This is a genomic window from Rhodoferax aquaticus (genome assembly GCF_006974105.1).
GTDB lineage: Bacteria > Pseudomonadota > Gammaproteobacteria > Burkholderiales > Burkholderiaceae_C > Allorhodoferax > Allorhodoferax aquaticus_A.
Genome location: NZ_CP036282.1, coordinates 2,791,181 through 2,816,940, shown reverse-complemented (window position 1 = coordinate 2,816,940; position 25,760 = coordinate 2,791,181). Strand labels below are relative to the sequence as shown.

The following is a 25,760-nucleotide window of genomic DNA, read 5'->3' as shown; positions in this document are numbered from 1 at the left end:
TTTTAGAGTGACGGAAGTGCCCAGTCGTAAATGTCTTGAGCGAGATCATCCGGTGAAGCGTGAGTTACCACCCTGAACCCGTCTCGCTCAAGCTTCCACTCGTGCTCTTCAATCGTCTCTTCGATCTTCTTGAATTCTTTGGGCTCCATCAGATCGGCTTGAGGCATTAAGAGAAATAAGCCAATGTTGTCCATCTGCTTTACGCGCGAGTAGGTGGTCAAGTCACGACTGGACTTGAGAAGGTTGATTTCTACTGTTTGCGGAGACTTGTAGGCAACGGAGGTCACACTGCCACAGGCCCCAGAAGTCAAAATGTTGAGATCCAAGAAGTGCTTTTGACCTTCAAAATCCAAAAGCAGGCCTTGTCCTTCAGATGGCACGATCTTCTCAAAGTCCATCTTGGCAATTTCTTTAAGCCGTTTGTTCACCATCAGCCGTGCTGCTGGGGTGTCGATGAACTCAAACTCCCCGACCTTGCGCTTTCTAGATGGAGCCATGACAACCACTTCGGAATACAAACGCTCCACCGTAGCTTCACGATCATCACCTGATGTGTAACTTGGTGCGGCTAGGCTTAGGCAGTGAGTGTCGAAGCGAATTTCAGGGATAGCCGTTTTTGCCTTGGATGCCTTGGTCAAAGCTTCGTAGGCATAGGCCAAGATCTCGCGCACAGACTTCTGCGGAAACTGATCGTGATAAAAGCACTCAAACTTTTTAAAGTCGTCCAGTAACTTAAAGTGCAAGCGGTCACCTGGAGACTGAACAACCACGCCAATGGTGAACCGTTGAGGGACAAAGACATCGGGCTGTAGTTCCACCGTTGTCCACGCACCAGCAAACGACGGCTTTGGCGTCGCTGTGGCGATGCGGCTTAGATGGTTGGTGTCTATGCCGCTAAAAAGCGATGTTGGGCTGTTCATGCGATCACCCCCAGTTTATTGGATAGCCAGTCTGGCTGTGAGCGGGCATCCAAGGTCTGATGAATGCTCTGACTCAGGGCAGCGGCGTTTCCAGGCTGCAATTGTGCAACGATGGCGGCCAAGTCGGCAGCCGCGTCCACCAGAGCCTTGGCGTGTCCCTTGGCAGCGTTGGCCATGTCCACTTGAAACTTCTTGATGCCTGCGGCGTCCAGCGTGCTCTGGGCCTCTTTAAGAAGACTCCACTCGAGGTAGTTACGCCCAGCCGGGATCCACAAAAGGTCATGAAGCAAGGTTTCGTGGTCAATGGCGACATAGCCGCCTTTGCTTGAAGCAATGACGTTGCCAAAGTTGCGATCCCGCAGGTCCCCCCACTGATCAAACGCGGCGATCTTTCTTGCGTCTTTGCTGCGCAGACAATTCTTCTTGGCCACAAAGTAGGCCATGGAGTGAATCTGTTTGACGGTTTTGCCAGCCACCACTTCACTGCACCATGCTGGGCATAGTGTCATTCCATTAAATTCGGGTGGCAGTGGGGTGCACTTGCGAAGCTCTTCAACCGGAACCAGCAAGATAGCTCCAAAGGCGGGGCACGCCACATCACTTTTACGTGCCAGTAGCCATCCAATAGCTTCACAGAGTAGAGCTGGCGTGTCCGTAGGCAAAAGCTTCACAAAGCAGTCGCGCAGTTTGCCTTGGGTGTCGGCCACTTTGGCCATGTGGGTTGTCTGGTTGATGCCAGAGTTGGCCGGTTTTCCTCGAAATTCACGCCAAGCCGAGGCATCAAGAATGGGCACGCTCATCAAAAATTCTCCCTTTGGCCGTTAGGGCTCTTGTGTCGAACAAATTTGGGCATCTGTTTAAAGAAGGCATAGCATAGCGCATCAAAATGATGAGGGCGCGTGGTATTCTTCTGTTCGCTGTGGGGGTGGAGTGCCCATGCGGCCTAAACACACCCCTAGGAGCCCCGTTTGAAGCCCATTGTTGCAGGGTTTACCCAGACACAGCGAGAGCGGCTAGCGTTCCTAGAAATGCGTGCCTTTTTCACGGGGGAGCTGCGCCGTGGTGACATTGAGTCGCGATTCGGAATCAAACCGGCAGCAGCCTCAAGGGATTTGAGTGCCTACAGAGAGGCGGCTCCCTCCAATCTGGATTACGACCAGGCATCGCGCTGCTATCGCCCAACCGATGTCTTCAAACCTCTCTTTGATTTTCAACCTGAGCGTGTTCTCACTTGGTTGCTTGAAGGCTTCGGGGATGGGCTGGATTTGGGCATCAAGCAGGCTGCACCGTGTGAGGGGCCAGGGCACCTTGTAAAGCCGGATTTAGAGGTGCTTGGAGCGGTCACCCGAGCCTTGTGTGCAAAGACGGCTCTGCGTATCACCTATCTCTCGCTCTCTTCTGGTTCAAAGCGTCGTGAAATTGTGCCCGTGGCCTTGGCGGATAACGGCTTGCGTTGGCACGTGCGGGCATTTGATCGTGAGCGGGGGCGATTTTCAGACTTTGTGCTAACGCGCATCACCAAGGCAGTGGAGCTCAGTGACTCGGTAGCCGATCACGAGAGGCTTGGAGCCGATGAGCAGTGGGCAAGGATTGTTGATTTGGAGCTAGCAGCTCACCCTAGCGTTCAGTGGCCAAAGGCGGTGGAGGCTGACTACGCCATGACCGATGGAGTGCTCAGATTGAAAACTCGTGCAGCACTGGCGGGGTATGTCCTTCGGCGTTGGTCAATCGACTCCTCCATAGATCACCGACTGGATCCTGCTGCTCACCATTTGTGGCTGCGCAATCCTCAAACGCTTTATGGAGTTGAGAGTGCCACTCTTGCTCCTGGATACATCGAGAGTCAGAAGGCTCCAGCATAGGACTCAGGGAAGACGAATGAAACTAGAACAGATATCAAAAGGTGCACAGATCTCCGGCATTGAACCGGGCAAGGTCGTGCGCGTGGTTAGTGCTGACCCGCTTGGTGAAAATGCAGTAACAGTCGTTTACAAGGCCGATGATGGTCGTTTAGGTGAGCGGGTGCTGTTTCGCTCAAACGAGTCAGAGCTGCAGATTGCTTCGGCTGGCAGGCCTTGGAGCTTTGATGCCGATGGAGCTGACTTCAAGTTGGCCGCTGAAGCCTACCGGATCAATTTAGCCCATCTGTTCGATCCCATGATGGCAGTTCACACCTCCAATGTGGAACCTCTACCTCACCAGATCACTGCTGTCTACGAGTCGATGCTCCCGCGTCAACCGCTGCGTTACGTGCTTGCTGATGACCCCGGTGCCGGTAAGACCATCATGGCCGGTCTTCTCATTCGTGAGCTGCTCATGCGCGCAGACGCGGCCCGCATTCTTATCGTCTCTCCTGGAAGTCTGGTGGAGCAGTGGCAAGACGAGCTCTTTGAGAAGTTTGGGCTCTCCTTTAATCTCTTCTCGCGTGAGATGGTGGATCAAAGCCGAAGTGGAAATCCGTTTGATGACCATGATCTTCTGGTGGCTAGGCTCGATCAACTCTCTCGCAGCGAGGAGTTGCAAGAGAAGATCATGAACTCGCGCTGGGACCTGATCGTGGTGGATGAAGCTCATAAGCTCTCAGCCACATGGTTTGGCACCAAGATCAATGAAACCAAGCGCTTCAAGCTTGGGCAACTGCTCGGTTCAGTGACGCGTCATTTCTTGCTGATGACGGCTACTCCTCACAACGGCAAAGAGGAAGACTTTCAGCTCTTCATGTCACTGTTGGACTCGGATCGCTTTTATGGCAAGTTCCGCGATGGTGCCCACAAGGTCGATGTGAACGACTTGATGCGCCGCATGGTCAAGGAAGACCTGTTGAAGTTTGATGGCACACGACTTTTTCCTGAGCGTGTGGCCTATACCGCCAACTACAAGCTCTCTGAAGCTGAGGCTCAGCTCTACAACGACGTGACGACCTACGTCAAAGAGGAAATGAACAGGGCGGATCAACTTGATGGCAAACGCAAGGGCACTGTTGGTTTTGCTCTTACAGCATTGCAACGTCGCTTAGCCTCAAGCCCTGAAGCGATCTACCAGTCACTCAAACGTAGGCGTGAAAAGCTCAAGCGGCGTATTGAAGAAGAGAAGATCCGCCAACGTGGTGGCGGACGCATTCTTTCTGAGACCTATGAGGCCAAAGCTTCAGAGGACATCTGGGAGACCGCTGATGACATGGCCCCAGAAGACTTTGAAGAGTTTGAAGAGGAAGTGGTCGATCAGGCGACTGCAGCCCAAACCATTGCTGAACTCGAAACAGAAGTCTTCACACTTGGGCACCTGGAAGAGCAAGCCAAAACGCTGGTTCACTCTGGTCAAGACCGTAAATGGGAAGAGTTGCGTGAGTTGTTGCAAAACACTCCTGAGATGCGTGGCCCAGATGGCTTGCAGCGCAAGCTCATCATCTTCACCGAGCACAAAGACACGCTCAATTACCTGGCTGATCGCATTCGTGGATTGCTGGGCAAGTTCGAAGCGGTAGTCATGATCCATGGTGGTGTGCACCGTGAAGATCGGCGCAAAGTCCAGGAGCTCTTTCGCAATGACAAGGACACACGGGTGCTTCTTGCCACGGACGCTGCAGGCGAGGGTGTGAACTTGCAAAACGCTCACCTAATGGTGAACTACGACTTGCCGTGGAACCCCAATCGCTTAGAGCAGCGCTTTGGCCGCATTCACCGTATCGGTCAAACGCAGGTTTGTCACTTGTGGAACATGGTGGCCAATGAGACCCGTGAAGGCGATGTCTTTCAAAAGCTCTTCGACAAGATTGAGATTGAGCGCAAGGCTCTGGGTGGTCGTGTGTTCGATATCTTGGGTGAGGTCTTTGATGGCGTGAAGCTCAAGGACCTACTCATTGAAGCGATTCGCTACGGAGAAGATCCAGCACGCAAGGTTCATTTGCGTGAAGTGGTGGCAAGTGCACTAGAGACCGAAAAGCTACGCGAGATCATCAAGCGCAATGCTCTGGCTGAAGAGGTCATGAGTGAAGAGCGACTCTTTGCCTTGAAGGAAGAGATGGAGAAAGCTGAAGCCAGAAAGCTGCAGCCCTATTTCATCCGTTCTTTCTTTGCTCAAGCTTTTGAGCGACTTGGGGGAGATCTGCGCCAACGTGGCTCTGGCCGATATGAGATCACGTTCGTTCCGGCGACCATCCGTGAGCGGGATAGGCAGATCTCAGGACGTGATCGCAGAAACATGAACCCCGTGGTCACCAAATACGAGCGTGTGTGTTTCGAGAAAAACAAAGTGCGCGTGGAAGACAAGCCCAATGAGGCAGTGGCCAGCTTGATCCATCCTGCACATCCCTTGATGCAGTCGGTGGTGGATCTGATGATTGAGCAGCACCGAGGCAAGCTCAAGCAAGGGGCCGTGCTGGTGGATCCCAATGATGAGAGCATAGATCCCAAGCTCTTGTTCTTGTTGGATCACTCAGTGCGTGAAGGGGGTGAGTCTGGGGTTGTGGTCTCACGCCGTTTGCAATTTGTCACCATCGACAAGCATGGCCAGATTTGCAATGCAGGCTGGGCTCCTCACCTTGACTTAAATCCAATTGAGCCTGATCAACGCGCCATGGTGGCCGCAGAGATCGATGCCGACTGGATTAAGAAGGACTTGGAACAGGCTGCTCTCGCGCATGCCTCTGACAAACTGGTGCCAGAACATTTTGAAGAAATCAAAGAGCGCCGTGAACGTCAGATCGACAAGAACCTTGCAGCAATCTATGAACGTCTAATTAAAGAAATTGACTACTGGTCAGATCGTCATGAAAAGCTTAAGACAGATCTTTCCGCTGGTAAAGATGTGCGCCTGACTTTGGAGAACGTCCGCCGCACCATTGATGAGCTCACAGTGCGACTTGAAACCCGCACTAAGACCCTTCAAGAGGCTCGTCACGTGGTCTCCAGCATGCCCATTGTGGTTGGCGGTGCGTTGGTCATTCCGGCTGGTCTCATAGCCATGAAGGGTGGCGAGGCTGAAGGCCCAACTTGGAGTGCTGATGCACAAGCCAGAGCTCGGGTTGAGCGCATAGCCATGGAAGCGGTTCGCAAGGCAGAAGAGGCAAGAGGACATCAGGTGATTGATGTCTCAGCGGAGAAGTGTGGATGGGATCTCACAGCCATCGTGCCTGTGGCTGAAGGCAAGCTGCCTCAAGCTCGTCACATTGAAGTGAAAGGCCGCTCAAAAGGGCAGTCAACGATCACAGTGACTCGAAATGAAATTCTCTACGGGCTAAACCAATCCGACAAATTTATCCTGGCCATTGTGATCGTCGATGGAGACGAGCATGAAGGTCCCCACTATGTGCGCAACCCATTTACTCAAGAGCCGGATTGGGCAGTGACCAGCATCAACTTGGACCTGGCGTCCTTGCTCGTAAGGGCTGAAAAACAATGATCAAAGTAAAAACCCCAAAAAAACTAATCGAAGTAGCACTGCCTCTCGACCTAATCAATGAGGCGTGCACGAAAGAAAAGTCAATTCGTTTTGGACATCCATCGACACTTCATTTGTGGTGGGCCCGGCGCCCACTTGCTGCAGCACGAGCAGTTATTTTTTCGCAAATGGTCAATGATCCAGGTTTCGAAAGAGCTTTGGGGCGTGGAGTAAATAAGGAGAAAGCAAAACTTGAAAGGCAGCGACTCTTTGAAATCATTAGACGCCTTGTTTTGTGGGAGAACACATCTGATACGGCTCTGTTTGCCGAAGCTTTAGAAGAAATCAAAAAGAGCTGGCGGGAAACATGTGAGCTGAATAAAGGGCACCCGCAGGCTGCTGAAATTTTTAATCCTGAAATAATTCCTGGACTGCATGATCCATTTGCTGGTGGTGGCGCAATACCGCTTGAAGCCCAACGGCTTGGTTTGGATAGCTATGCATCTGATCTAAATCCAGTTGCCGTATTAATCAACAAAGCAACCATTGACATCCCTACACGTTTCTCTGGGAGAGCTCCTGTTGGACCGTTACCTGCAGGTGACCGACAGCTAAAGATGGTCAACGATTGGAGTGGGGCAAAGGGGCTCGCGATTGATGTGAGGCGCTACGGCGAATGGATAAGAAATGAGGCGTTTAGGCGCATTGGTCACCTTTATCCAGAAGCAGATTTGCCAAAAGATGCTGGGGGCGGCAAAGGCCGTGTAATCGCTTGGCTATGGGCAAGAACAGTTAAAAGCCCGAATCCAATGTATTCACATGTGGATGTTCCTCTTGCCTCAACATTTATCCTGTCAAGCAAGCCAGGCGCTGAGTTCTACATTGAACCCAAGGTGTCCAAAGACACGTATCAATTTCATATTCGCAAAGGAAAAACACCTGAGCACTTGGTCAATGGGACTAAGGCCCCCGGACGGGGGGCAAACTTTATTTGCTTGTTATCTGGCACTCCGATAAGTGGGGACTACATCAAAGCTGAAGGCACAGCGGGTAGGCTGGGAGCACGGATGATGGCAGTTGTGGTTGATGGTGGGAGAAGCCGTATTTATTTAGCTCCAACCGAAGAGGCCGAAGCTCTCGCGAAAGGGGCCAGACCCGAGTGGCGACCAAGCGGGGACGTTCCCGCAAGATTAACTGGAGGAACATGCGTTCCTTACGGCTTAAAAGAGTGGGGTGATCTTTTTACCGACCGCCAATTAGTAGCACTGAATACATTTTCAGAGTTGGTAATTGATGTCAGAGCACAAATAAAAAAGGATGCGATAAGTGCGGGAATGTCTGACGATGGGTTGTCGCTTGAGTCAGGTGGATCTGCTGCAACGGCATATGCGGATGCAGTCGCAGTCTACTTAGGAATGGGCCTGAGTCGACTCACTGATATATGCAATTCGTTGTGCAGGTGGGAGAACACAAAAACCCAAGTCCGAAATCTCTTTGGCCGTCAATCTATCCCAATGTTGTGGGATTTTGCTGAGAACAATGTATTTGGCGATGCCGCTGGAGACTACGCCATTAGCCTATCGAATTTAACGCGCGCGTTGGACGTGATGCCTGGCAGAGGCTTTGGAGAGGCAACACAGCAAGATGCGCAGCGCCAAACGGTCAGTATGAACAAGGTGATCTCAACTGATCCTCCTTACTACGACAACATTGCATATGCAGACTTGTCTGACTTTTTCTACGTATGGCTTAGGAGGTCCTTAAGGACCATATATCCCTCAGTGTTCACAACAATGGCGGTGCCAAAAGACGAAGAACTCGTTGCAACTGCATACCGACATGGTGGTAAAGATAGTGCTGAGGCTTTCTTTCTAGCAGGCATGACGGATGCAATGGGTCAATTGGCTAAGCAAACTCATCCTGCCTTTCCTGCGACGATCTATTACGCGTTCAAGCAATCTGACACTACTGATGTCGGCACCGGAAACACGGGTTGGGAAACTTTTCTTGAAGCCGTTTTGCGCGCTGGTTTTTCGATTACAGGGACGTGGCCCATGCGCACTGAGCTCAGCAATCGGATGATAGGTATGGGGGCCAATGCATTGGCTTCATCAATTGTTTTGGTCTGTCGTCCGCGCGCGGCTGATGCTTCTTCAATATCAAGGCGAGAGTTCTTGCGTGAACTGAAAGAAGAGTTGGTAGAAGCCTTGGATGCAATGATTGGAGGAACGGATGGCATATCTCCTGTAGCACCAGTCGATCTTGCTCAGGCCGTTATTGGTCCTGGCATGGCAATTTTCTCAAAGTATTCGTCGGTGCTCGAGGCGGATGGAAGCCCCATGACCGTTCACTCCGCACTGACACTCATCAATAGGATGCTTACTGAAGGCGTTGATGACTTTGATGCAGACACACAATTCTGTCTCGGTTGGTTTGATGAACAAGGTTGGTCAGCAGGTGAGTTTGGTAAGGCCGATGTCTTGACTCGTGCAAAGGGAACAAGTGTTGAGCATGTGCGTGAAGCCGGTGTTGTCGAGTCTTCTTCTGGCAAGGTTCGACTGTTAAAACCTGCTGAGTATCCAGCAGATTGGCATCCTGAGAGTGATAACAACACTCCTGTTTGGGAAGCGTTGCATCAGTTGATTCGTGAGCTTCGAGCTTCGGGGGAATCGGACGCTGGCCGGTTACTTGCAGGGATGCCTCAAAGAGCAGAGCCAATACGGAATTTAGCCTATCGGCTCTACACCTTGTGTGAGCGCAAAGGCTGGGCGGAAGATGCACGGGCCTACAACGAACTTATTGGGTCCTGGACAAGCATTGAGTCCGCCTCTCATCAAGCGGGACATTTTGGATCGCAAACCAAACTCGATATTTAGGGAGTAATAAAAATGAGTCTTAAACCATGGCGTGAGATCGCTATTCCTCACGAAGATGTCCTTAAGGGCACTTTCCAGCAGGCTGAGTTTGCCGCTGATATCTCCAAAGTGCACCAAGGGACAGCTACGCTTGAATATCAGGATGCGGCCTTGTTCTTTCAGCGCACCTTCATCACCGAAGGCATGCGATTGCTACTGGACTCCGTCGTCAAAAGGTTAGCTGGCAAAGGGGGCGACCCTGTCGTCCAATTGCAAACCGCCTTTGGTGGAGGCAAAACCCATACGTTGTTGGCCGTGTATCACTTGGCGCAAGGGGTAACGGCTGCCAGCAAGATGCAAGGCATTTCTCCCATTCTTGACGCAGCCGGAATTACTGAGCTACCTAAGGCCCGTGTTGCGGTCCTTGATGGCGTGGAGCTGCTTGATCTGGCCAGTAAACCGCGCGTGTATGGAAAGACCACTGTTAAAACCGTATGGGGTGAGCTGGCTTGGCAGCTAGGAGGAGAGTCTGCTTTTGCCAAAGTAGCAGAAGCTGATCGTGATGGCACTGCACCAGGCAAAACCGTGTTGGCCGAAATCATTGCAGACAGTGCTCCTTGCATTATCTTGATGGATGAGCTGGTGCGTTACGTTTCTCAGTTCGAGGAAGGCAAGACACTCTCGGGTGGCACGTATGACACCCAGCTTTCCTTCATCCAGTCGCTCACTGAAGCCCTCAAAGGTGTCCCCAACGCCATTCTGTTGGCTTCATTGCCCTATTCGGATCGTGAAGCAGGTAGTCAGCAAGGTATCAAGGCTTTGCGTGCACTGGAGCATTACTTTGGACGAGTCCAAGCGTTGTGGAAGCCAGTGGCCACTGAAGAGGCTTTTGAGATTGTCCGCAGACGCCTCTTTGAGACTGTTAGCAACCGACTTGCTGCAGAAGAGGTATGTCGTGCCTACGCCGATTACTACGCGGCCAACTCCTCGGATCTTCCTCCAGAGACGCAAGAGAGCAATTATCTTGAGCGACTCAAGCACTCTTATCCCATTCACCCAGAGGTGTTTGATCGGCTCTACGAAGACTGGTCAACGCTTCCCAACTTCCAGCGCACACGTGGGGTTTTGAAGTTGATGGCCAAGGTCATCCATCGCCTGTGGACCACAGGTAACAACGAGTTGATGATTCAACCCGGCAGTCTTCCCCTGTTTGACTCTGACACCCGGAATGAAGCCATCTACTACCTTGAGCAAGGTTGGGATCCAGTGCTTGATCGGGACATTGATGGTGAGCGTGCAGCAACTACCGAACTTGATAACGCTCGCCCTCTCTTTGGTTCCATTCACGCCTGCAGGCGCATTGCGCGCTCCGTATTTTTGGGCTCAGCACCGGACGCAGGAGCCGTTGGTGGTGCCAAACACCACCGAGGCATTGAGCTTGAGCGACTCCTATTGGGATGCGTGCAACCAGGGCAAGTGATTGGGCACTACAAAGATGGCGTTCGAGCCATGGTGGACAAGCTGCAATACCTCAACAGTGCCAATAACCGCTACTGGTTTGATACCCGACCTAACCTGCGTCGGGAAATGGAGGACCGCAAGCGCCGCTTTGATCTGCGCGAGGATGTCTATCCCTTCATCAAAGACAAACTGCGTTTTGCCAGTGGTGTATTTGGGGGCGTTCATGTCTTCACCCCATCGTCGGATGTGCCGGATGACTGGCAATTGAGATTGGTGGTGCTGCCACCAGAGGCTACCTTTAGCAAAGGCGCACAGTCGCCAGCAATTGATGCTGCTACTGCCATTTTGAAGAGCCGTGGTGAGCAGCCACGTCAAAAGCAAAACCGTTTGATTTTCCTTGCTCCTGACACAGACAGCATTGCGCGACTCAAGGACCAAGTGACTTCTTCACTCGCTTGGAAGTCCATCGTGGATGACGTCAAAGAAGGGCGCTTGAATCTGGATGGGCTTCAAACCAAACAGGCCTCAGCCAGTCTTGATCAAGCCAATGAGGCCCTCGGTCGCATGGTGCGTGAGACATTCAAGTGGCTACTGGCTCCTTTGCAGGAGGCCAAACCCGGCAAGGGCATTGGTGAGATTCAGTGGGACCACTTCCTGATCAACCCTGCAGCAGTCAATCGCACTGAGGAAATTGAGAAAGTGCTCAAAGAGCACGAACTTCTCATCACCGAGTGGGCACCTATTCACTTGGCCAAAATGCTCCAAACATGGTTTTGGAAAGATGACGCCACCGCAGTGGGGGCCTTGGAGACTTGGCAAAAGACGTGCTGCTACCTCTACCTCCCACGACTGCGCGAGGCTGACACCCTTCGAGCAACGATTGCAGCAGGCGTTTCCTCCCGTGATTTCTATGGGATTGCCTACGGGCGTGAAGGAAGTCGTTTCCAGGGCTTTCACTTCGCCCAAAGCACCACGCCCATCCTTGATGATGCCCTCTTGCTGATTGAGCCTAAGGCGGCTTCATCCTTTGCTGCAACCTTGGCACAAGAAGCGGCTGATCGTGAGGCCGAAGCCAAGGGAAAAGAGAACCCAGCGTCATCGACAGCAGGAGGTTCTAAGGCCGAGTCCACTGGTGGGGCCTCATCCACGACCACAGGGGCAGGTTCGGCAGGCACTGGCTCAAGCTCTGGATCGGGTAAGTCGGGCTCAGCAGCCACGGTGGCCAAAAAGACCGTGTTCTTTGGTTCGGTGGAGCTCGACGCTCGAAAAGCAAAGCTGCAATTCTCTGAAGTGGCTGACGAAGTGATCATGTTGTTTGCACAAAACCCTAACGTCAAGCTGCGCGTATCGGTCGAGGTTGAGGCCGAGCTGCCTTCTGGCTTTGATGACGGTGTGCAAAGATCAGTGCGCGAGAACTGCAATCAATTGAAGTTTAAAAACCATGACTTTGATTGATTAGGTGGCCTAAAGTTTTCATTTCGTAGATAGGGAGTCGTATGACCATCGATGTTGTGACCTTAGCCTTCGCCTTTGCTTTTGGAAGGTATCCTCGTTTGGTTGAGCCGAGTGCAACAAGTCTTACCCCTTTGCGAAAAGGTAAGAAGGATTCCAGATTGGACATGTCCGATGCTGTTGCGTATTCGATGGTGCGGCATTGGCCGGGTTACGAACATGATGTGAAGTTCAATCGCACTGAAGACTGCTACGTTTGGCGGTTTCATCGACATGCTCACGAGGTTGATCAGGAGCAGCACAAAGTCGAAACCATGTTCTTTTCAAATTTTGATCTTGAATCAGTGCAGGAGTATCGGCAGGAGGTTGAGCAGTGGGCTGCCCAATCCGACTACAAACCCAAGGTTGCCGAGGCGTCACTTTTCGATTGCTGCAAGGCCATGATCGTCGCTTACCAAGCAGACCGTAAGAGACTGGCGTTGGAAGAAGAACAAAAGCAACTTGAGATGCGCGCCGCCTCCATGGTCTTCCCTCCAGCGCTTGGAACGACTGAGTCCAATGTCTGGCTTACGGCTCAAAAGGGACACGACTTTACTGTAGACCGTCCTGGCAAACATAGCTTTTCACACTCAAAGAGGTATCCTTGCTCCATTGAGAAGGTGAAGGAAGCTCTCAAGGACCCAGAGTTGTTCGTGTTTGAGTTCGAGGTCAGCGAACTTGATGGAGACTTGTGTGCATATCGGTGTGTATTCAGGAGGGTCAACGACACTTCGGTCTCCCCCAAGTCGCCGGCTGACTTTAATTACTATGCTCCGTCGCTCAAGAGCCTAGGCCTGAAAGACGTCAAAGCCGGTAAGAAGAAAGTGCCAAGGAAGTAAGGCACCGTTGATAGTGAATGGTTTGGGTGACCATGCAAACTCTCCTGCGTGACCAATTACTTTTGATGGCTCGGGTGCCTGAAGAGCCATGGGGCGGTAGGGGAGGAGTCAACCCAGAGTCCAATCCCAGCACTACGGGCACTCTCTTCGGCTAGAGCGTAGCTGATGCGATCAACTTCTGATTGCTCCTTGGCATAGGCCTTGTAATGCCATGCCAGTCCTTTTTCGATGATCTGAAGGCCACAGTCAACGCCATCCACGTTGACCTTACCAATGGCGCGCCCATACCGATCGGTCTTTTTCCATTCAATGATGGCTTGCATTGAAAAGGCGCATTCAGACATCGCTTGTTTTGAGCGGTCTCCAAAAGGCTGTTTTTTCTCTGGTGCGTCAATGCCTGCCACTCGAACAACTACTTCACGCCGATCTACTAAGACCACGATGGTGTCACCATCTTTGACCGCTACAACCTTGCCCGTGATGGTGTCAGCGTGCAAAACATTCATGCCCGCATAGATGATCACGGCTGTAAAGATGTGGCGCACAAATGTCATGACAAGCAGTTTAGGCCTGGCTTTTGCCTTGAACTCTTTGCACCAATGAAATAATCCATGGCAATGACCAAGAAACTACTGCTGGTGGACTTAGAGAACGTCCAGAAGATTGATCTCTCATTGCTTGATGAGAGCTATCGGGCGATCATTTTCGTGGGGGCCAAACAAAATCCGCCCAAAGCAGCTAAGAAGCAAGCGACAGCTCACCGCTTTGAACGGGTTGATTTTCAAAAAATTGAAGGCTCCGGGAAGAACGCGCTCGACTTTCATATTGCGTTTCAGCTTGGGCGCACCATTGAGACTGCCCCAGAAACCGAGTGCGTGGTTCTCTCAGGGGACAAAGGCTTTGATCCTCTTTTGGCTCATTTGAACAAGAATGGCCTGGTGTGTCGGCGCGTGAAGTCCATGGCTGATTTGGTTGCAAGTCTTGAGCCGATTGGTTCAATTCAAGCTAATGATCCTGAGAGGACGGTTTGCCCCATGTGCCACAAGGCCAGCACCATTGAGCATCACGGAGGACGCTGGTGCTCCAACTGCGGTTCGTTTGCGGTGCGCCCAGACCCCAGTCAGTTGCCTTCCGCCAAACTTGGCATCAACGAGCGGCGCACCACCCCACTGCAGGATCTGCTGGAGGAGCAGCGCTACCGAAGAAATCTTCCCACATGTGGCTGGTGCAATCAGAAAAAAGACATGAGTGGAGGAATTTACGACGATGGCGAATGGATGTGCGGTGACTGCGTGGCAGGATACGCAACCTGACCAGTATTGTTAGTCGGCCATACGTTTTTGATGGCTGCAAAATGAGTCATTTTGGTCGGTTAATCCATGTAGGCGACTAGCGGTGTTGGCTTTGCCTGGAGTCTCAAATATTCTGGATGAAATTGCCGCCCAAGATTGAGCGCCAATATCTTTCTCCAGGTAGTGAACCGCGCTATGCCCACAACTGATCCCGATCAACTTATCGTGGCTGCCATGTTGGCAGTTGTGGAACACAAGCTAAGTAAAGGTGTTTGCAATTTGGAGGAGAAAGATCAAGACGGAGAGACTGCTTTAGTAAAAGCCTGTCTTGGTGGCTATGGCCGAATGGTCAACGTGTTAATCGAGGCAGGCGCAGACGTGAAAGCAAAGAGCTCAACTGGAGTCTCAGTTGCTGAGCTTTTGGCTAATCATGAATTTGTGGCTCAAAGAGGCATGCTGAATTCAATCTCAGATGCAGCCAAAACGAAACTGGGTTATGTCGTTGATCCTGATCTAGCATGTTTGAGTGGCTATAACCTCGGCATGCTTAGTGAAAGTTTTGAATTGGCTGCTGTCACTAATGAAGTTGAGCACGTGAAGGCTTTTTTAAACTACTTTGGGCAAGAAGCATTTGATATCAAAGTGGTCACCAAGAATGCTTACTTTGGCGGCGGAAATTTGACTTTTCCCTATCTCTTAAAAGAGACGAATGCCTTTGACTCAAGCTCAGGGAGCTTTAGATTTCTCTTTGAGATTTTGCAGAATAAAGATAAGCGACTGTTTTCTGGATTGTGTGAACGAGATTTGGTTGACTGGATATGGGAGCAGTATTTACGACATCCTGTCTGTGATGACGGTGACTTTTCTATGTTGGACGCAAGCCTCGAGATTCGATTGCCTGATTTGGCCTTGGCCCTCATTTATCACGAGAAAGTCGATTTGTTGGCTTTCGACAAGAATCTTAAAAGCCCTCTGCATCGATGCGCTGAAAGTAAGCACGTAAAGACCGTGGAGGCTCTCTTAGAAATGGGCGTAGACGTAGAGTCAAAGACGGGTGATGGCGAAACAGCTCTTGTTCTTGCGTGCAAGAAGGGGTATCTGGAAATGGTCGACTCATTGCTTCGATTAGGCGCCGACATTGATGGTCCCACAGAAAGAGGCACGACACCGCTGATGTGGGCGGCCAACTGCGGTGAACTCAAAGTCGTTGAGTTTTTACTCCTCAAAGGTGCAGATGCGCGTCGCCTGAACGATCTAAAAATGTCAGCACTTCATGCCGCCATCTATTCGGACAGACCGCAATGTGCACGACTCATGGTCGAATCTGGCCTGGAAATCGACTTTAAGGGGCCGGATGGACAAACTCCTTTGCACCTTGCCGCAGAGGATGTGCAATTGCTTCCCATGTTGGAATACCTTATCGAGGCTGGAGCTGATCCGTTCATCAAAGATGATGCAGGAGACCTCCCTCTTAACATTGCATTGCGGTGTCAAAACGTTAAGGCTGCTGCACTTATAGAAGCAAGACAGAGTGAGATTGAGAAGCAACAGATTTCAACGCTTTTGGCCGGAGACGCAGCTTCTGAGAGCGAAGGTAAAAGCAAAAAAGGTTGGATATAACTGATTAAGCCAATAGCTGGGTTGATCAACTCTGTCCTGTTGTTTGCCCAATCGCCTGCAGGTTGGATTGGGCTGCGATCAGTTTATCTGCGCGGTATGGTCGAAGGAAATTCGTGCTCGACTCCATTGGAGCTGAAAGCCAATCACCGTAATGCTCTTCGGACAGGACAACCACCATGCGTTTTTCATCAGTGGGTTTGTGAAACTGATTCATCAGCTCATGCTGGTCCGCGTTGATGGTGAGCATGGTGAAGCTATGGATCCACTGACCATCTGGCTGCTTCCATGAGTCCCAAAGTCCAGCAATGCCCATCGGTTGCCCATCAGCTCGCGTGATGCGCGTGGGCACGGCCTTGCCACTGCGCCAATCGGGTTCATAGATGGCATTGGCAGGGATGATGCAATGGCAGGCCTTTTTCCATGCGTCTCGAAAGCTTGGCTTGCTGGCCACGGTCTCACTGCGAGCGTTGTAGGTGCTGCGTGCTAGCTTCAGGTCAGTCGCCCAATGCGGGACGAGTCCGAACACACCAGCAACAGCCTCACACTGCGGCACAGCCTCATCCCCAACATCAGCGTGGGGATGGCGCCGAATAAATGCCCCGACGTAGCCTGGCCACAAGTCAACCTTCACCTCGCTTGCAGGTGCAGTGGCTGAAAAATGCTCTGCATAAGCCTTGGGATCTTTGATCCCTTCGTAGTGGGCACACATGCTCTTGATCCTACCTAACGTTTGTTCTGCAGCTTGGAGAACAAAAAACAGTCATGCTTGGGTATACTGTATGCATGTCCAGTGTTCTAGCAAGTAACCCCGACTTTCAGGTCGTCCAGGTGGATGTGAGTCCGATGCCTATCGCAGAGTGTTTGGCGTCAGTAAAGGCGGGTTTTCCGTCACCTGCAGAGGACTTGGGGGCTAAGCGCATAGATCTATCAGCCAAACTGGTTAAACACCCACAAGCCACGTTTTTGATACGAGCAACAGGGGACTCCATGATGGGTGTGGGCATTGCCGATCAGGATGTGCTCATCGTTGACCGCGCGATTCGGCCAGCCAATCGGCATGTGGTGATTGCAGTGGTGGATGGGGAGTTTGTCTGCAAGACCTTGTCGGTCAGGGCAGGGCGTATGAAGCTCAAAGCAGCCAATCCTTGCTACGCCGACATCGTGCCTAAAGATGGTCAAACCGTAGAAGTTTGGGGGGTTGTGACCTATGCCATCAAGGCCATGCCAGTCTGAAAAGCAAAAACTTGGCTCGAGCCAAGTTTTTCTAGGAGGAACTTGTGATCGCTCTTTTGGACGGCAATAACTTCTATGCAAGCTGTGAGCGGGTGTTTCGTCCCTCGCTCGAGCATGTGCCTTTGGTGGTGCTTTCCAACAATGATGGATGTGCCATCGCGCGCTCAAACGAAGCCAAAGCACTGGGCATCAAAATGGGGCAGCCCTGGTTTGAGGTTAAACACCTAGTGGAGGAAGCCGGTGTCGTTGCACTCTCAGCCAACTTCGCTCTATACGGTGACATGTCAGATCGCATGATGAGCCTGGCAGCCGGACTAGGACCCACACAAGAGATTTACTCCATTGATGAATCATTCCGGGGCTTTTATAACCGTTAGTATTGAAATTTCACAGAAAAATCCACAAGCTACGGTCACTAACGGTTTTGGACTTTTTTTGAATAATTTGTAGTCATTTGTCCATCGCAGTTCCACGCGTTCGTCGGACAAGCTAAGTCCCTTCTTGCAATGAAGCGATTAGCGGGCAAGTCACATTGCCGCTGCGAGAATTGCACGCGCCGACAAGCTCTGAAAGAACTTTCTCCATCCGAGACAAGTCCGCAAGCCTTTCGCGCACGTCCGTGAGCTTGCGTGTCGCGAGGCTGCTCGCCTCCTGGCAATGCGTTCCATCTTCAAGCCTGAGAAGCTCGGCGATCTCATCCAAGCTGAAACCAAGGCGCTGGGCGGACTTGATGAAGCGCACGCGGGTCACGTCCTCCGGCCCATACCGCCGAATGCCGCCGAGAGGTCTTTCCGGTTCGGTCAGCAAACCCTTACGTTGATAAAACCGGATGGTCTCAACATTGACACCGCCAGCATCAGCGAAAGTGCCGATCGTGAAAGTTGAAACTATTTTTTCCATACCCCTTGACTCCGTATCTAACTACGGAAGTAAGCTTACGGCATTGGAACTAAAAAGGAAAGATCCATGAACGAACCAAAGATCAGCCGCAGCGCGCTTTTGGCAGGTGGCATCGCGGCCATCCTCGCCTCTACGTGTTGCCTCGGGCCGCTAGTCCTTATTGGACTGGGCGTCAGCGGCGCATGGATCGGCAACCTGACTGCCCTAGAGCCCTATCGTCCAATCTTTATCGGCTTGGCTCTGGTCGCCATGTTCTTTGCGGGCCGAAGAATATTTCGGCCTTCGCAGGACTGCAAGCCGGGCGAGGTTTGCGCGATTCCGCAAGCGCGCACGGCCTACAAGCAAATTTTTTGGGTGGTTGCGGCGCTGGTGCTCATCGCGCTGGGTTTTCCCTATGTCGTCCCGTTTTTTTACTGATTAGGAGCTGATCATGAAAGCAAGCAACGTGAATCAATTGAAAAACCTCGTTTCGGCGCTCGCTCTCGCATGCGCCTTCGCTCCGGCCATGGCGGCAATGCAGACTGTCACCTTGGCTGTGCCTGGAATGACTTGCGTCACTTGTCCGATCACTGTCAAGAAAGCCATTTCCAAAGTGGATGGCGTCAGCAAGACCGAGGTGAATTTCGACAAGCGCGAAGCGGTCGTCACCTTTGACGACTCAAAGGCAAGCGTGCAGAAGCTGACCAAGGCAACCACGGACGCAGGCTATCCGTCGACCATTAAGCGTTGAGGCGATGATGATCTCTTTAACCATCACCGGCATGACTTGCGGCTCCTGCGCCGCGCATGTGAAGAAGGCCTTGGAAAAAGTCGCTGGTGTTGAGTCAGCGGAGGTGTCTTTTCCGGAGGGCGTAGCCAAAATATTGATGCGCAACGGGGCGGCGGAGGACCCGCTCTCAGCGGCGATAGCAAAACTGGGCTATTCATCCACGGTTGCTGATCAACCGAAAACCTCGTCAGCGAGCGGGATGCGCATCGCCATCATTGGAAGCGGCGGCGCGGCCATGGCTGCGGCCTTGAAGGCGGTTGAGCAAGGCGCGCGCGTCACGCTGATCGAAAGCGGCGCCATCGGAGGAACATGTGTCAATGTGGGCTGCGTGCCTTCCAAGATCATGATCCGGGCAGCCCATATCGCTCACCTCCGTCGAGAAAGCCCGTTTGACACGGGCATTTCTGCGGCGAGCCCGCTGATACGGCGCGATCGGCTGCTTTCTCAACAACAAGCGCGCGTCGACGAGTTGCGCCAAGCCAAATACGAAAACATTTTGGAGGCGAATCCTGCGATCACTGTGAAGCGGGGCCGAGCCCGGTTCAAGAACGCATCGACGCTATTGGTGAGCGACACTGACGGCAGTGAACATGAAGTGGCTTTTGACCGATGTCTGATCGCCACAGGCGCCAGTGCCGCGCGGCCGGATATCCCTGGGCTTGAAGGCTTGCCCTATTGGACGTCCACGGAAGCCCTGGCCAGCGACGCCATCCCAAAGAGCTTGGCGGTCATCGGCGCGTCCGTGGTCGCCGTCGAACTGGCGCAGGCGTTTGCCAGGTTGGGAAGCAAAGTGACCATCCTCGCGCGCAGAAGCCTTTTTGTCCGGGACGATCGTGCAATTGGCGAGGCGATCACCGCAGCGCTGCGATTGGAGGGAATTGATGTTTGGGAAAACACTCAGGCGAGTCATGTCAGTTACGCTGATGGCGCATACATACTTGCGACCGAGCGCGGTGAATTGAGTGTGGAGAGGTTGCTTGTTGCAACCGGACGAGTTTCAAATACTCAAAGCCTGGGTCTTGACGCGGCGGGTGTGAAGATGTCTTCCAATGGCACGATCGTCGTGGACAAATGCATGCGCACCAGCGCGCCGAATATTTACGCGGCGGGCGACTGCACGGATCAACCTCAATTCGTCTATGTGGCGGCGGCGGCTGGCACCCGCGCAGCCATCAACATGACCGGCGGCGAGGCTGAGCTTGATCTGACCGCCATGCCCACGGTGGTGTTTACCGATCCCCAGATCGCGACGGTGGGACTTGACGAGTCGCAGGCGCAGCGCCTGGGCATCCAGACCGACAGCCGCCTACTTACTTTGGACAACGTGCCGCGAGCATTGGCGAACTTTGACACGCGCGGGTTTATCAAACTTGTCGTTGAAGTGGGGACAGGCCGGCTGCTTGGCGTTCAGGCGGTGGCGCCCGAGGCGGGTGAATTGATCCAAACGGCAGCTATCGCCATCCGGATGGGCATGACTGTGCGCGAATTGGCCGACCAGCTCTTCCCCTATCTCACGATGGTCGAAGGCATCAAGCTTGCTGCGCAAACTTTCACCAAGGATGTGAAGCAACTCTCTTGCTGCGCTGGGTGAATGAAGGTTATGAGCGCTTTGGGATACCAACGACCTTTGGGTCACCCAATCGAGATTTCAGCGTTCTGTTTTCGTCCAGCAATACTTCGTTGATCGAGGCGAGCGTTGCGACTTTGGATTTCAAAAGCGTGATTTCCAACCGCAGCTCCCGAGTCTTCTCACGCTCAGCCTTGAGTTCCAGCTGCTTTGCGTCACGTTGAGCACGACTGGAGCGCCCCTGGGATTGGCGAATCAGTTCTGCAATGTCCGGGTGGCAGTTGTGAATGAGTGCGGTGCTTACACCGGCCTCTCGTGCAACAGCGGCTATCGTGAGATTGCTTTCGTTAGCTTTGGAGCGACCCTTTTCGATTCGCGTGATCGCCAAGCGCAGCTCTCTATCGCGAACCCCAGCCGTCTTGCGTTCTTCACTCACACCAATCGCTCCACGGGCTCATAGCCCAAAGCAGCGAGGACGTCGCGACAACGGGCTATGTCGCGACGAACACGCGCCATACCGGCCTCGCCAATGTCTGCGCAACCAAGTATCTCCTTGAGTTGGTCATAAAGGCCTTGGTAGAGCCGCGCGTGGGCGCGTCCAATCACAGCATTATTGCAACTCGCGCAACGAGTGGTCTCAAGGCCGCCGTTTCCGACACAGAGGTTGTCGTCAGCTGTGCACCACGCATGGCCATTGCTGCGAATCGCGGTGCTGTCGGAGATCGCTTTGATCATGGCACTACGATCCTTGAATATAGTCACGTCGGTGCCATGGCGCCAATTCATGATGCCTTGCCCATATCCGCCAGCAAGTGGTTCGTTTGGTTGAAACCATTGTTCGACGACTCCGCTTTTGATGTCATCGAGTTCGTCTTGAATTTCGTGAAAAAGCGATAGTTCCTGAGACTCATTGAGCGCGTAGCCAAGGGTCATGTCCATCGACCAATGCTTATAGTGGTCCCTGAGATACCGAAGATCGCCGAATTGGCTGCGGGCTGCATAGTTGGCAAATTTGCGGCGGAATTGATGGGTGCTAAGCTTCCAGTCTATGCCGTGGCGGGCCATAAATGCTTTGAGCTCGCTGCCCCACGCTCCAGCCGTCATAGTTCGGACATGGGCGTCATTGGCCTGGGTTCCGCTCAAGAAAACGGCGTTTTTGTGCCTCTGACACACCGAAATTTCAGGGTCGGATGGATCAACCGCCCGCCGCTGGACGATTTCCAATTCGATGGCTTCTTGATAGGGTTTCGCCCATCTATCCATGCCTCGAAGCGCGGTGACTACCGCCTCAGGGGCCAGCCATTCTGTATTTCCTTCGCCCGTCTTGGTGGAACGAGATCTCATCCACCAATAGATCTCGCCATCATCATCCTGTGCGCGATAACAAGCGTCCGATTCAATGAACGCAATTTCGTGATTGCGACAGCCTGTGAGGCTGGCAACCACAATGTAGCAGGCAGTGCGAACATCAAGGAGCGCTTGGTTGAATGTCGTCAGTCCGCCTTCCCAGTTGTTATGGATCAGATACTGGCGTTTGGCACCTGAGATGGTCCTTGCCTGTTGCCCTATGCGTTCCGCATCAATTCGGTCCAGCCCATCGCGCAGGTCCAGCAGCTTGTCAATGCCCAACACATTCCTCCATGCAATTTGGAAGATACTTGCGAACACGTCATCTGGAATGAGAGGTGTCCGTCCCTCTGCTAGCAAGGCGGCCCTGGCATCGCCGCGTAGGCCTGCCAGCAACTGGGCGGAAGCGCCTGGCCACGGCTCAATCGTCATTGGCTCATCGGTATATTGGCTCAATTCGTAAAGAGCCTCGACCGCCAGGAATCGCAGCATGAGAGTCGTTGCCTTGATAGGTTCGCCACTTCTTTTTGATAAGGCTTGCTTGGCAGAGTCGACATAAAGTTTGCATACCAACGGCGTCGCTTCACTCAGTCGAGGAATATGCAGCTCCTCCAAATGGCGTAGAAAAGAGCTGGCATAAAGGAAAAATGAACTAACGCTGCTTGATTTGGGCCGCACTTGGCCATCACGTCCGCGAACGAGATAACGATAAATCACGGCTTTCATGACACCCCTGAACGCGGCTGGAAGCCTAGAAAAACTCAAGACTGCACTTGCCGCTGATCGGTTGGTCGTTGTGTCAACGAGGCGCCACCGATCATCTCCATAATGGCTCAGCGCTTGCCAATGCCCGTCAACGTTGATAAAGGAGATGATGAGCCGATCTCGCTGAGCATCGAGAAGATTGCGAACATCGGCGGGTTGAGCCTCCACGGTTTGCAGAACGCTCATAACTTAAAACCTCCCAATGGATCATTGGAGCTCCAAAATGGATGAGGATCAATTCTGGCCCGCTCGCGCGCGGCAGCCACTTCCGACTGGGTGAAAGCCTTTTTTTGCATTCCGGCCTGAACAACATCGCGGTCGATCAGCCGCAGGATGTGAGCGTAGTGGCGCTCCCACTTTCTCTTGTCCATGCGGCCACGCTCGCTGTAGATTCGCCAATAGAACGAGAACAGTCGATACAGATCGTCCCCGGTCACCACGTAGTTCCGGCATCGAACACAATCGAGAAAATTCATGCAGGTCGCACCATCGCGCTTGGGTGCGAACTGCCCAATCTTGGTGTCGGTGCAGCCTCCAGTGGGAGTTTTTTCAGTCTCGCCAAGGGTGGCCGATAGAAGCTCTCTCGTCAGCGCCACGCCCATGAACTTCCAATTCTTCTTAGAGCCCTCGCCAGGACGGAGGTAGATATTGCCGGTGACCTGCGGCGTATTGCCGGCGGCCACGGCAGTGGCCACGAGATCATCGCCAAGAATTTCATTGATACGGTTGATGAACGTCTTTCGAAGGCGTGAGATATTGATTCGCAATGGGTCTCCGTTCGCATCGCGCAGATTAAAGTCCTTGACCAGCTTTTTGACAGTCAGACCTACCATGCTGGGACTTAGCGCCCAAATTTCTCCGGCCCTGGGGTTGCTCTGACTTGGATATAGCCACACCCTTTGCTTCAAATAGCCTGGCGCCTGTTCGCGCAACGGCTGCGTCAGTTCAATGATGCGGCGAATGAGTCGAGCGACGGATGGAAAGACCGTGGGCATGGACTCGATCATTTTTTCCGAACCCAAAATGACCGTCGAGTTTTGGCGACTACGGCGCTTATAGACGACGAGAAACTCCAGCTTGTCCTTTGGATGCGACCGTAGGCAATCCGGCCCCATTTCCAGCAGAGGCGTGGTGTTGCGCCCTGTATGAAGCGCGATGGTCAACAACGCATAAGAAAGAAGCTCGCGTGTCGGTTGAGCACCATCTTGGAAGATTGGCATGACTGCACTTTTCACCGCCGCAGCAAAGGCCTGCCGGTGTCCCCTTTGCATGGGACTCTCGCCTTGGCGTCTTCGATGAATGTTTGGAAAGGCATTCCTTGGAAAAGTTGCGTTGTCACCAGTTTTGACAATTTGAATCAAGCCTCTCTGCCCAAGCGCTACAAGCACTGCCTTGATGGCCTGAAATCGCGTGCTTTGCGTAACCGCCGAGGTTTTTCCATCATCAAGAAACACCAAAAATCCGTCGATCAAATTTCTGTTGATGTCCACCAACTTAAGGGAGCGGTCTTCTGCGACGCTGCGGAGGAGTAAATAGTCGAAGTAGGTATTGAGTCCATTCAGGCAATAGGAAACCACAGAAGCTGCCGACTTATCACCGTCGTGAGTGGTCAAAAACCTTTCGATTTGTCGCTGGCAGGCATAAATTATTTCGTCTGCCCCTGAGCCATACCACCTGCCAAAATCGAAGCTACGATTGCTGCTGGCATTGCATTCGGCAGGAAAGCGGACCATGGTGATGGCTGGGGGGATGGCCTCCAGCGCAATGACATTCTGACCCACGGGATTGCGAATCTGCTCAACCTTCGGGATCGTCAAGTCCGTTTTGACGAAGACCTTCTTTATCCCCATCAGGCATCCATCCAGTCGTTGAGTTCATCGTCGTAGGCCAACACCGCTTCGTCCGCGCGTTCGTTGACCAAGTGCAGATAGACCACGGTCGTCTGAATCGACGAGTGTCCGAGTTGACGCTGAACAAACACCAATGGGTCAATGCCCGAGTTGGACCGCTGCATGGCGCAGAGCGTGTGAGTGGCGTAGGTATGACGCAGCATGTGGGGGTGAACTTGGATACCGACTCTCGCGCCTGTATCACGCACGATTCGTTCAATCCGCTTGCCATCCTCCGAGAATTTCTCGCCACGTTGATTGAGGAAAAGCTGAGGATGCTTCACCTCACTCAGACAGGCGCGCTGCCCCCGCGTGTGGACGGCGTAGTGATGCAGGTCTTTCATAAGCCGTCGACTGACATAGATGTCGCGAGGCTTTGATCCTTTCGTTCGGATTCCATGCCCATCGCGAGGGTCGAGTCGGATGCGAATATTGGCCTCAACGTTCGCGGCGAGATTGGCCGCCATTACATACGACAATGGGAACGTGGCGATTTCCTCCCGACGCAGGCCTGTTTGCAAGGCGAAACGAATCAGGAGCCGGTGATGCTGATTGTTTGCAGCGGCAATCAATGCCTTAATTTCGTCTTTGGACAGGAATTTCGGAAGCGCGCGGTGTTTTTTTAGGCTGACGTCCCTCGCCATCGTTTTCCCGCCAGAGGCGTCGACATGGGCAAGATAGCCAGTCCGGCTGATATTGCGCTCCTCATAACCAAATGGAATAGCGTCTACCCAGCCCTCTTTGAGCGCGTATTTGTAGAACTCACAGACATACAGCAGGCGCTGGTTCACCGTGCTGCGCGCGAGCCCAATCGTGTCCAGACAGTAGTCCCGGTATGCTGCGACGAGGCTGTGTTCCTCACCACGTTGAACGTCATCCCAATTCAATTCGTGGACCTGGAGAAAGCTGAAATAGTCATACATGGCCCGTCCAGTGCTTGGCCACGAGCGCTTTGATCCAATCGTGCCGCGCAGAAGGTAATGCCGCATGAAGCTGTTCGCGTGGACGCAGCTTTCCATCGAGTCATGCAAAAGAATGGGGAACCCAGGATAGGGCTGCCCCTTGAGCAAGAAATCTTCGGTGGAGTAAACAAGTTCCATGAGCCTCTTATCTGGTGAGGCGCATCAAAGGCCTCGGTCCTTGAGCATTGCGACTGCCTGCTTGAAATTCAGTCCAAAAAGGTGCATGACGAGATCCACTGCGCCTCCACCGCCATGTTCTGCGCGGGAGTCCCAGAACTTCGGACCAGTGCAAAGCAACTCGACATCCTGGCCTGCGACATAGGCATGCCACCGCGAGGTGCGCGGGTCAGATCGAGGTTGAAAGCTGCGATCTTCCTTGGCGTGATCTGCCAGCGCCTTTAAGCAAAAGGACGAATCCATCGCACGCCAACGCATCAAAACAGAGTTATCCACAGACGCCATCCTCCCCCA

General features: G+C 52.8%; 21 protein-coding genes and 1 pseudogene. 12 read left to right on the top strand and 10 right to left on the bottom strand.

Annotated features, from left to right (window positions below; all coding sequences use genetic code 11):
- Window positions 1-2: 2 nt before the first annotated feature.
- Both EXZ61_RS12910 and EXZ61_RS12905 read right to left on the bottom strand, forming a co-directional pair.
- Complete coding sequence (locus tag EXZ61_RS12910; RefSeq protein WP_142812152.1) at window positions 3-920, bottom strand: hypothetical protein; 918 nt, start codon at window positions 918-920, stop codon at window positions 3-5.
- On the bottom strand, window positions 917-1,720 hold the full coding sequence (locus EXZ61_RS12905) for a hypothetical protein (protein ID WP_142812151.1): 804 nt from the start codon (window positions 1,718-1,720) through the stop codon (window positions 917-919). Before EXZ61_RS12905 ends, EXZ61_RS12910 begins: the two co-directional genes overlap by 4 nt.
- A gap of 228 nt (window positions 1,721-1,948) precedes the next feature.
- On the opposite strand from EXZ61_RS12905, the gene EXZ61_RS12900 reads away from it, so the two are divergent.
- The 5 genes from EXZ61_RS12900 to EXZ61_RS12880 are packed head-to-tail and all read left to right on the top strand — an operon-like array spanning window position 1,949 to window position 12,945.
- Window positions 1,949-2,782, top strand: a complete 834-nt coding sequence (locus EXZ61_RS12900; RefSeq protein ID WP_142812150.1) for a WYL domain-containing protein — start codon at window positions 1,949-1,951, stop codon at window positions 2,780-2,782.
- 16 nt (window positions 2,783-2,798) lie between these two features.
- A complete protein-coding gene (locus tag EXZ61_RS12895; RefSeq protein ID WP_142812149.1) occupies window positions 2,799-6,320 on the top strand; it encodes a helicase-related protein in 3,522 nt (1,173 codons plus the stop codon).
- Window positions 6,317-9,175: a DUF1156 domain-containing protein gene (locus EXZ61_RS12890; protein ID WP_142812148.1), complete on the top strand. Its 2,859-nt coding sequence runs from the start codon at window positions 6,317-6,319 to the stop codon at window positions 9,173-9,175. The genes EXZ61_RS12895 and EXZ61_RS12890 overlap by 4 nt, the downstream gene beginning before the upstream one ends.
- Before the next feature lie 12 nt (window positions 9,176-9,187).
- Window positions 9,188-12,070 carry an ATP-binding protein gene (locus EXZ61_RS12885; RefSeq protein WP_142812147.1) on the top strand — a complete coding sequence of 961 codons (2,883 nt, stop codon included), beginning with the start codon at window positions 9,188-9,190 and terminating at the stop codon, window positions 12,068-12,070.
- Between the two features lie 41 nt (window positions 12,071-12,111).
- Window positions 12,112-12,945 (top strand): hypothetical protein, encoded by an 834-nt coding sequence (locus tag EXZ61_RS12880; protein ID WP_142812146.1) that lies wholly within the window; start codon window positions 12,112-12,114, stop codon window positions 12,943-12,945.
- 56 nt (window positions 12,946-13,001) lie between these two features.
- On the opposite strand, the gene EXZ61_RS12875 is transcribed toward EXZ61_RS12880, so the two are convergent.
- Window positions 13,002-13,499 (bottom strand): thermonuclease family protein, encoded by a 498-nt coding sequence (locus EXZ61_RS12875; RefSeq protein WP_237218957.1) that lies wholly within the window; start codon window positions 13,497-13,499, stop codon window positions 13,002-13,004.
- Window positions 13,500-13,556: 57 nt separating this feature from the next.
- On the opposite strand from EXZ61_RS12875, the gene EXZ61_RS12870 reads away from it, so the two are divergent.
- Window positions 13,557-14,258, top strand: coding sequence for a PIN domain-containing protein (locus EXZ61_RS12870; RefSeq protein WP_142812145.1), 702 nt, complete (start codon window positions 13,557-13,559; stop codon window positions 14,256-14,258).
- A 174-nt stretch (window positions 14,259-14,432) separates the two neighbouring features.
- On the top strand, window positions 14,433-15,857 hold the full coding sequence (locus tag EXZ61_RS12865) for an ankyrin repeat domain-containing protein (protein ID WP_142812144.1): 1,425 nt from the start codon (window positions 14,433-14,435) through the stop codon (window positions 15,855-15,857).
- Between the two features lie 25 nt (window positions 15,858-15,882).
- Here the strand turns inward: EXZ61_RS12865 and EXZ61_RS12860 are convergent, their stop codons facing one another.
- On the bottom strand, window positions 15,883-16,566 hold the full coding sequence (locus EXZ61_RS12860; RefSeq protein ID WP_142812143.1) for an SOS response-associated peptidase: 684 nt from the start codon (window positions 16,564-16,566) through the stop codon (window positions 15,883-15,885).
- A gap of 74 nt (window positions 16,567-16,640) precedes the next feature.
- On the opposite strand from EXZ61_RS12860, the gene EXZ61_RS12855 reads away from it, so the two are divergent.
- Both EXZ61_RS12855 and EXZ61_RS12850 read left to right on the top strand, forming a co-directional pair.
- On the top strand, window positions 16,641-17,090 hold the full coding sequence (locus tag EXZ61_RS12855; protein WP_142812142.1) for a LexA family protein: 450 nt from the start codon (window positions 16,641-16,643) through the stop codon (window positions 17,088-17,090).
- Between the two features lie 44 nt (window positions 17,091-17,134).
- Window positions 17,135-17,452: pseudogene (locus tag EXZ61_RS12850) on the top strand (Y-family DNA polymerase); the annotation flags it as partial.
- A 127-nt stretch (window positions 17,453-17,579) separates the two neighbouring features.
- Here the strand turns inward: EXZ61_RS12850 and merR are convergent.
- Window positions 17,580-17,990 (bottom strand): mercury resistance transcriptional regulator MerR, encoded by a 411-nt coding sequence (merR, locus tag EXZ61_RS12845; RefSeq protein WP_142812141.1) that lies wholly within the window; start codon window positions 17,988-17,990, stop codon window positions 17,580-17,582.
- Between the two features lie 66 nt (window positions 17,991-18,056).
- Between merR and merT the strand changes: the two genes are divergently transcribed.
- Genes merT through merA form a run of 3 tightly spaced genes read left to right on the top strand, consistent with a single transcriptional unit; the run spans window position 18,057 to window position 20,350 of the window.
- Window positions 18,057-18,407 carry a mercuric ion transporter MerT gene (merT, locus tag EXZ61_RS12840; protein ID WP_142812140.1) on the top strand — a complete coding sequence of 117 codons (351 nt, stop codon included), beginning with the start codon at window positions 18,057-18,059 and terminating at the stop codon, window positions 18,405-18,407.
- 13 nt (window positions 18,408-18,420) lie between these two features.
- Window positions 18,421-18,720 carry a mercury resistance system periplasmic binding protein MerP gene (gene merP / locus EXZ61_RS12835; protein WP_425353581.1) on the top strand — a complete coding sequence of 100 codons (300 nt, stop codon included), beginning with the start codon at window positions 18,421-18,423 and terminating at the stop codon, window positions 18,718-18,720.
- A gap of 7 nt (window positions 18,721-18,727) precedes the next feature.
- Entirely contained in the window at window positions 18,728-20,350 is a 1,623-nt protein-coding gene (gene merA, locus EXZ61_RS12830; RefSeq protein ID WP_142814235.1) for a mercury(II) reductase, read from the top strand.
- A gap of 7 nt (window positions 20,351-20,357) precedes the next feature.
- Here the strand turns inward: merA and EXZ61_RS12825 are convergent, their stop codons facing one another.
- From EXZ61_RS12825 to EXZ61_RS12805, 5 genes are read right to left on the bottom strand one after another with little or no spacing between them, the layout of a single operon-like run.
- A complete protein-coding gene (locus EXZ61_RS12825) occupies window positions 20,358-20,762 on the bottom strand; it encodes a TetR family transcriptional regulator (protein WP_201799076.1) in 405 nt (134 codons plus the stop codon).
- Window positions 20,759-22,624, bottom strand: coding sequence for a site-specific integrase (locus tag EXZ61_RS12820; RefSeq protein ID WP_142812138.1), 1,866 nt, complete (start codon window positions 22,622-22,624; stop codon window positions 20,759-20,761). The genes EXZ61_RS12825 and EXZ61_RS12820 overlap by 4 nt, the downstream gene beginning before the upstream one ends.
- Window positions 22,621-24,288, bottom strand: coding sequence for a hypothetical protein (locus EXZ61_RS12815; protein ID WP_142812137.1), 1,668 nt, complete (start codon window positions 24,286-24,288; stop codon window positions 22,621-22,623). Before EXZ61_RS12815 ends, EXZ61_RS12820 begins: the two co-directional genes overlap by 4 nt.
- Window positions 24,288-25,427 (bottom strand): tyrosine-type recombinase/integrase, encoded by a 1,140-nt coding sequence (locus EXZ61_RS12810; protein ID WP_142812136.1) that lies wholly within the window; start codon window positions 25,425-25,427, stop codon window positions 24,288-24,290. The genes EXZ61_RS12815 and EXZ61_RS12810 overlap by 1 nt, the downstream gene beginning before the upstream one ends.
- A 24-nt stretch (window positions 25,428-25,451) precedes the next feature.
- Window positions 25,452-25,751 carry a hypothetical protein gene (locus tag EXZ61_RS12805; RefSeq protein WP_142812135.1) on the bottom strand — a complete coding sequence of 100 codons (300 nt, stop codon included), beginning with the start codon at window positions 25,749-25,751 and terminating at the stop codon, window positions 25,452-25,454.
- Window positions 25,752-25,760 lie beyond the last annotated feature (9 nt).